The sequence below is a fragment of the Deltaproteobacteria bacterium genome (assembly GCA_016183235.1).
Taxonomy (GTDB): Bacteria; UBA10199; UBA10199; order DSSB01; family JACPFA01; genus JACPFA01.
This window is the reverse complement of sequence record JACPFA010000025.1, coordinates 75,079-81,078: the sequence shown is the minus strand read 5'-3', so window position 1 is coordinate 81,078 and position 6,000 is coordinate 75,079. Positions and strand designations below refer to the sequence as shown.

Genomic DNA, 6,000 nt, shown 5'->3' with positions numbered 1-6,000 from the left:
CCTACGGGCTGGCGACGCCATTATCGCTGCAACCGCCATTGAAAATGGGCTCACGCTCACCAGCAGCAATATAAAACATTACCGAGCCATCAAAGATCTTAAATTAAAAGTTTTTAGGCCTTAAACACCACCTTTACTCAAGTCGTATGCCACGGGGTCAGAAATGAGACAGGTTTAGAAATTAACGATTTCATATTTAAATGGCTTGATGGAGGCAATAGCGTCAAAGTCTTTCTGGTTTGCGGTATAAAGAATAGCTCCCAGCCTTAAGGTGCTTAAGGCAATCAGCGTATCACTCAGTAGAGTTGGAAGTTTAGCCTTCCAATCTTTTTTGTGTGCTCTTAATTTTTGCAGTATGAACCCTGCCTCCTTCCAATCTTCATGGGTGGGGGTTGCAATGCGACCAACTTTTTCAAAGGGTCTAAAAAGAGTTTCAATATGCTTCTTGCCTTGAGCGTCTAGGGAACCCCGCAGCAATTCTTGAATGACAACCGAAGAAAAGAAAAGATCCCGCGTTCGAAAGGTATAAAGGGCTTTAATGGATTCTTCGAATTTTCCGGTACGGATAAAAGCTATGTAAATATTCGAATCAATAAGGATTTTAAACATAGATTAAAGGTGACCCACATGCCCCTTAGCTTTAACCTTTTTAAGGGACTCTAGGATATCTTTTTGAAAGGTCACCAAATCTAAAGCACGATCGATAGCCTCAGTTGCTGTTTTTACCTGAAGCAATTTTTTGGCTCTTTTTAACTTCATCTCATCAAGATAAAAATTCTTTCTTTTAATTAGCACTTTCATCGTCTGTATAATATACTAAAATATACAGATAGTCAATGATAAACAAATCCTATTAATCTAATTCATAACCCTAAGTAATGATATTATCTTGGCCGAGTCAGCTATGGTCTCAAGTCTTGACATGAGATAGGTTCATTCACAATCTACACTCACATTTTGACCCAATTCTCGATCTTTAATCCTGGAACACGGGCAAATTCTCGAACATTGTTGGTGACGAGTGTTACACCTACTGATAAGGCGTGGGCTGCTATCAACATATCAAGGGCGCCAAGGGTTTGCCCTTTTTTTTCTAAGTAAGTTCGAACTCTTCCATATTGTGTAGCAGCAAGTTCATCATAAGGCATAACATCAATGGGCAATATAAATTCAGCAAGGGCTATTTTGTTTTGATCAATCCTTTCGCTTTTTTCGACACCGTATTCTAACTCACTGAATGTGATTGAAGAAATACAAACCTCTGATAACTTTTTTTTCTTCAACCGCCCTATAACCACCGGTGGTTTCTTTTTGATAAGGTATATGCAGATATTGGTATCTAGCATGTATTTCATAAAACATGGGCCCTTTTTTGCTGCTTGGGCTGGTTGCGTTCATCCATAAAATCATCTGAGAATTTATCTAGACTTTTCAATAGAGATTGCCACGGAGATTTTCTTGGAAAAAGAATAACCATACCTTCAAATTTTCTCACGTAAACATCGGACCCCGAAAATTGACAATCTTTAGGGAGACGTACAGCCTGGCTCCTTCCATTAGTAAACAATTTAGCAGTTTGCATCTTTCACCTCCATATAAGTATATATCATGATATATATCTTTTGCAAAAAGTCAAGCAGAAAACCAATGCGGCAAAGCTTGGCATAAGATAGTTTTATAAATTAACGATTAAATCCTATTAATCTAATTCATATCCATAAGTGATTATATTATCTGGGCCGGGGGGGATGCGGTCGGGATCGCTGGTGAAGAAGAATTTTAACAATTTGCCGGGGGTGACGGGTTCTGAGAGTTTTAATGGTAAAAAAGCTTGTTTCCAATGGGTGGGGGCTTCTGTGGGGGCAGTAGAAAAAATATGATGACCAAATAATTGTGTTTCAAACCAGCCGGCAAAACCGGATAAGGTGCCAGGTCTTTCGATATTAAAATCGGCTTGGCAATTTAAAGATGGGCTGGAATTTTGCAAAAGATTTATTTGGGCAAGGCATTGGGGTTTAGACAAAAAATATTCAGGGGGGATTAATTCAGTGCGAACATCCATGGGGGTGTCGATTTCGTGAAGAAGAAAACTAATTTTAGAAACGGAAGATTCTTCCCCCGGGTCAAGCCCGGGGTCAGAATAACATTGAATATTTTTAAATCGGGCTAATGTTTTGGTCCAGGGGGTAGAATCGACTGGCACAGCATAAAGTGAAAATTGTTCGGGAATGACTTTGCCGCCTTTTTTGAGAAAGCGTTTTTTGGCATCGAGTAAGGTGGGTAAAATATTTTCGTCGATGGCTAGGCTACCTAAAATCTCTGATACGATAACATCGGCTTTTTCAGGAAGCCTCACCTGCCCTGATAATTTTTTAATGAAAGTAATTTGTTTTAAAAAATGATTTTGTTCAGCAAATTTTCTGGCCAGTTGCAGGGTTGGGCTATCGGCCTCAATGGCATAAACTTTTTTGGCACCTGCTTTGAGGGCTAGGAACGATAAGACTCCTAACCCACAACCTATATCTACCACTACATCACCCGGTTTAACCACTTGAGCAATTGCCCGCCCATAGGCCCGCATGCGAATTTCGTCGTTGAGCATTATCGAATGGTGATACAGAAGATCGGGCACTGCCCAGCAATACCATTAATGGATCCCGGGTCAAGCCCGGGATGACATTAAAATCTATCCCCACCGGAGTTTACCCCTGCGTAGGCGGGGGCGGGGATGACATGGCAACCTTATAATCCAACCCCGCCTTGCTCGATAATATCGGCCAATTGCTTGCGGGCGGCTTCCCACACGTTGGGATCGTTGTCCCAACCCATGTCGGTGCGCACCCAAGTGGGGTCGCTGATCATGCTCACACCATATTCCCACAAAACTTTGGGAATAAGATTCGCCACAATTTGTGCCACTCGCGCGGGATCGGCAAGGCTAGCCAAGGTTAGGTAATCCATATCTTGAATACCACGTCGCCAATGTTTAAGGCGCAAACTAGCAATGGGGCCATCCATCTCGTAAGAATCGGCGGGGTAGACTTTATCGGTACCCGGATAAAATAATACTCCATCACCATTGGTGTAATTCCAGCCATTTTCACCAATGACGGGATCTACATATCCAACGGTACCAAAGGTTCTGGCCTCATGGAACAGGTTGTTCTGTTTGCCAGAAGTTTGATAGTCGTTGTAATAAGTCGTCTCCCACACAAACCAGCGCTTGGCACCCTTCTTAAACTGCGACCACGGGCGTTGCCTAAAGGCCACGCCATCGTCTTCAATTGCCATAGAGCCATTGGCCGGGCGTTTGCCGTTGTAGAGCCAATAGTCTTTGTCGGGATCCTGAATATAATACTGAGTAGCAATTTCCCATTGATCGGTAATGCCAACGGTGACTCCCGAAATAGGCAAGGTTAAACTAGGGATATATTGATAGGCCTCGGGCGCCCCCAAAGTAGCGGCAGTTTTGAGTTTGCGGCCTGGGCCTGGATTATTTTTGACCCAGCTCGCCCATTGTTCAATTTGAGAATAGTTGCTACTCTCATCGATGAGATAAAGAAAATATTCGGTGTCGGGAGCGTTTTGTTCAAACCAAGTCACCCAAGCGTCGGAGTGCTCACGCATTCCGGCTTCGCCTTGATTTTGCCACGACCACGAACCGTAAGTACCAATGGAGTAAACGCCATTGCCAACGCCGACCCCTGGGCCATCATAACCATTTTGCGGAGTAAAAAGCGTGCCATCGAGTCGCGGCAACCAACGCGGGCGCGGGGCGTCGTAATTCCACACTTCATCACCATAGTCGGCATCCATCAACGATATCTTATGGCGATGGGCCAACAAGAAATGCCGATTGCGCACCAGATCGGATTTGGCCACTTGGTTTGCGGCATAAGGCCAGGGTTCGCCCACATAACGTTTGTTGATATCTTGATATCCCAAAAAGGCCATGGTTTTGGCGTTGGGAACATCGGGTAGCGTAAAGTTACGCACGGTCAACTGCACCGGTACTTCGCTAATCAAACTACCCTGCTGTTTTATTTGCACTTTGCCCGTATAAAGACCAGCCGGGATATTTTTGGGAATAAAGATATCGGCCCACACGCTTTGATTTTTGCCTTGGGCGATATTGAACTGTTGTACCCATTCTATAGGTACAGCAATGTCGGGGTAAAATTTATCGTGATCGGGGCGATCGGTCCACAGGCCTTGGCCAACCCCCTCGCCAGTGTAGGGCCGACGCATGCGCTCGGGGATATGACGCTCATCGTAGAACTCAGAACCAAAGCGGCTTAAGCCCTTGATTTGCAAATATCGCACATAAAAGAGCTCGATGTTGCGATCGACCCAATTGAAAACTTCATTGCCTGAAGTTGGGATCGAATGAATCGTGGTGCCATTGGGCCCTACTAGTTCGTTCAATTCAACACTCAATCCATCAACCGATTGATTGGCCGCTTCCAAAATTAAATTGAAATTTACGACTTCATTGCGCGCCCCAAAGACACTCACATATTGACCATTCCACACGGTGTTGACCACACCCATAGGATTTTGAGTGGCACGTCGTTCGTCTTGAGTGATTTTATCTTCGCCATTATTCGCCCAGACGGCAGACAGGGGATTATCGCCGGTTGGAGGAGGAGGTGGTGGTGGAGGGGGTGGGGGTGGCGGAGTGGGCGTTGGAGTAGGTGCAGGCGGCGGTGGCACAGATGTCGGTGTCGGTGTCGGTGTAGGCGCAGGTGGAGTTGGTGATGGTGGTGGCAAGACAATATTTCCGTTAGCCGCTGTAAAACTAAAATCCTTGCCAATATAGCCTGTCGCAAAATGAGCAAAAACGCGTAACCAAATCGTTCGCCCATCGGTGGGGATATTACTGACCGATAGTTTACATTCCGTCAAATCTTGAGCCCACTTGATATCGGGCGAAGCAATCGATGTTCCCACGGCAAAATCAAAAGTTGTTGCCCCGTGGCCATCGCATACAAAGGTTACTTCCGAACCTGGTAAAGTGGATCCATCCGATGGGCTTAACAAAGTCGCTACGACTGGTGTTGTAACCGTAGGTGTGGGTGTCGGAGGAGGAGGCGGTGGTGGCAACGTGGGTGTAGGCACAGGGGTTGGGCTGGGAATAGGCTCTGGTGTTGGACTTGGAGAGGGTGCGGGTGGTGCAGGTGGTTGAAAATCGGGAAAATAAATCTTGATAAGGCTTGCGGCAAATTCTGCCCGTGTGATGCGGGTAGCGCCATAGGTCTTATCGGCCATCGAGATATAGAGTGAAGGATCCAAATGCACCAAGGCATCCATCCCATAGAAAAATTTATAAATACCTTTAGAAAGCCCATAAACTCGGGTGTAACCCTTAACACTGGGCCCTGAATAACTGGCAATCATCTGGCTGTAGTAATTTAAATAATCCGCTGACACCGCCTTAAACACACGAGTGGTAATAACGTAAGTATCGGCGCGCGTACGGGTTCGTGTAGCAATCGCACAACGAGTCGAAGTGATAAATCTTTTGGCATAGGCGTAAGACAGAATGGGATTGGTAGGGCAAATCCCCCCTTGGTAAGCCATCGCCGCATCGTATTGATCGGTGATGCGAAACAAAACCTCAAGCAAACTTTGTGTGGTGAGGCCTTTATCTGGGCTAAACTGATCGGAATTGGGTAACGCCCAATAATCGTTGTCGATTAAATAAAATATTTCGGGTTCAAACTCATGGCCCACAATATCGCTGGGATTGGGATGAGCCGTAGCGTTTTTGATCAGCGGCAGATTAAAGATTAAGCTAAAGACGATCGAGAATAGACAAGACCATTTCAGAAGTGTGCCCTTCATACCATACCCTCCTACGTGTTTGGCCTTATCCTAGTCCTTTTTTTCGATGACTTGGCATGGCTCCCTGACAAAAGAAAAACCGTGCCGAATCACTTTCGATCTTGGAAGAAAATTTAGAGTGTGTCAACCAAAGCTGAAATTATGTACAAAACTAAG

The 6,000-nt window shown here is 45.2% G+C and carries 6 protein-coding genes; 1 reads left to right on the top strand and 5 read right to left on the bottom strand.

The annotated features are described in order from the left end of the window. Positions 1-124, top strand: a 124-nt coding sequence (locus HYU97_05910) for a type II toxin-antitoxin system VapC family toxin (GenBank protein ID MBI2336277.1), incomplete at its 5' end; no start/stop codon positions are given. Positions 125-174: 50 nt separating this feature from the next. Here the strand turns inward: HYU97_05910 and HYU97_05905 are convergent. From HYU97_05905 to HYU97_05885, 5 genes are all read right to left on the bottom strand, one after another. Beyond that, complete coding sequence (locus HYU97_05905) at positions 175-609, bottom strand: type II toxin-antitoxin system VapC family toxin (GenBank protein MBI2336276.1); 435 nt, start codon at positions 607-609, stop codon at positions 175-177. A gap of 3 nt (positions 610-612) precedes the next feature. Then, on the bottom strand, positions 613-801 hold the full coding sequence (locus HYU97_05900) for a hypothetical protein (GenBank protein MBI2336275.1): 189 nt from the start codon (positions 799-801) through the stop codon (positions 613-615). A 149-nt stretch (positions 802-950) separates the two neighbouring features. After that, positions 951-1,355: a type II toxin-antitoxin system VapC family toxin gene (locus HYU97_05895; protein ID MBI2336274.1), complete on the bottom strand. Its 405-nt coding sequence runs from the start codon at positions 1,353-1,355 to the stop codon at positions 951-953. Positions 1,356-1,699: 344 nt separating this feature from the next. Beyond that, positions 1,700-2,632, bottom strand: a complete 933-nt coding sequence (locus tag HYU97_05890; GenBank protein ID MBI2336273.1) for a 50S ribosomal protein L11 methyltransferase — start codon at positions 2,630-2,632, stop codon at positions 1,700-1,702. 110 nt (positions 2,633-2,742) lie between these two features. Continuing rightward, positions 2,743-5,844 (bottom strand): DUF4091 domain-containing protein, encoded by a 3,102-nt coding sequence (locus tag HYU97_05885; GenBank protein MBI2336272.1) that lies wholly within the window; start codon positions 5,842-5,844, stop codon positions 2,743-2,745. Between the last annotated feature and the right edge of the window lie 156 nt (positions 5,845-6,000).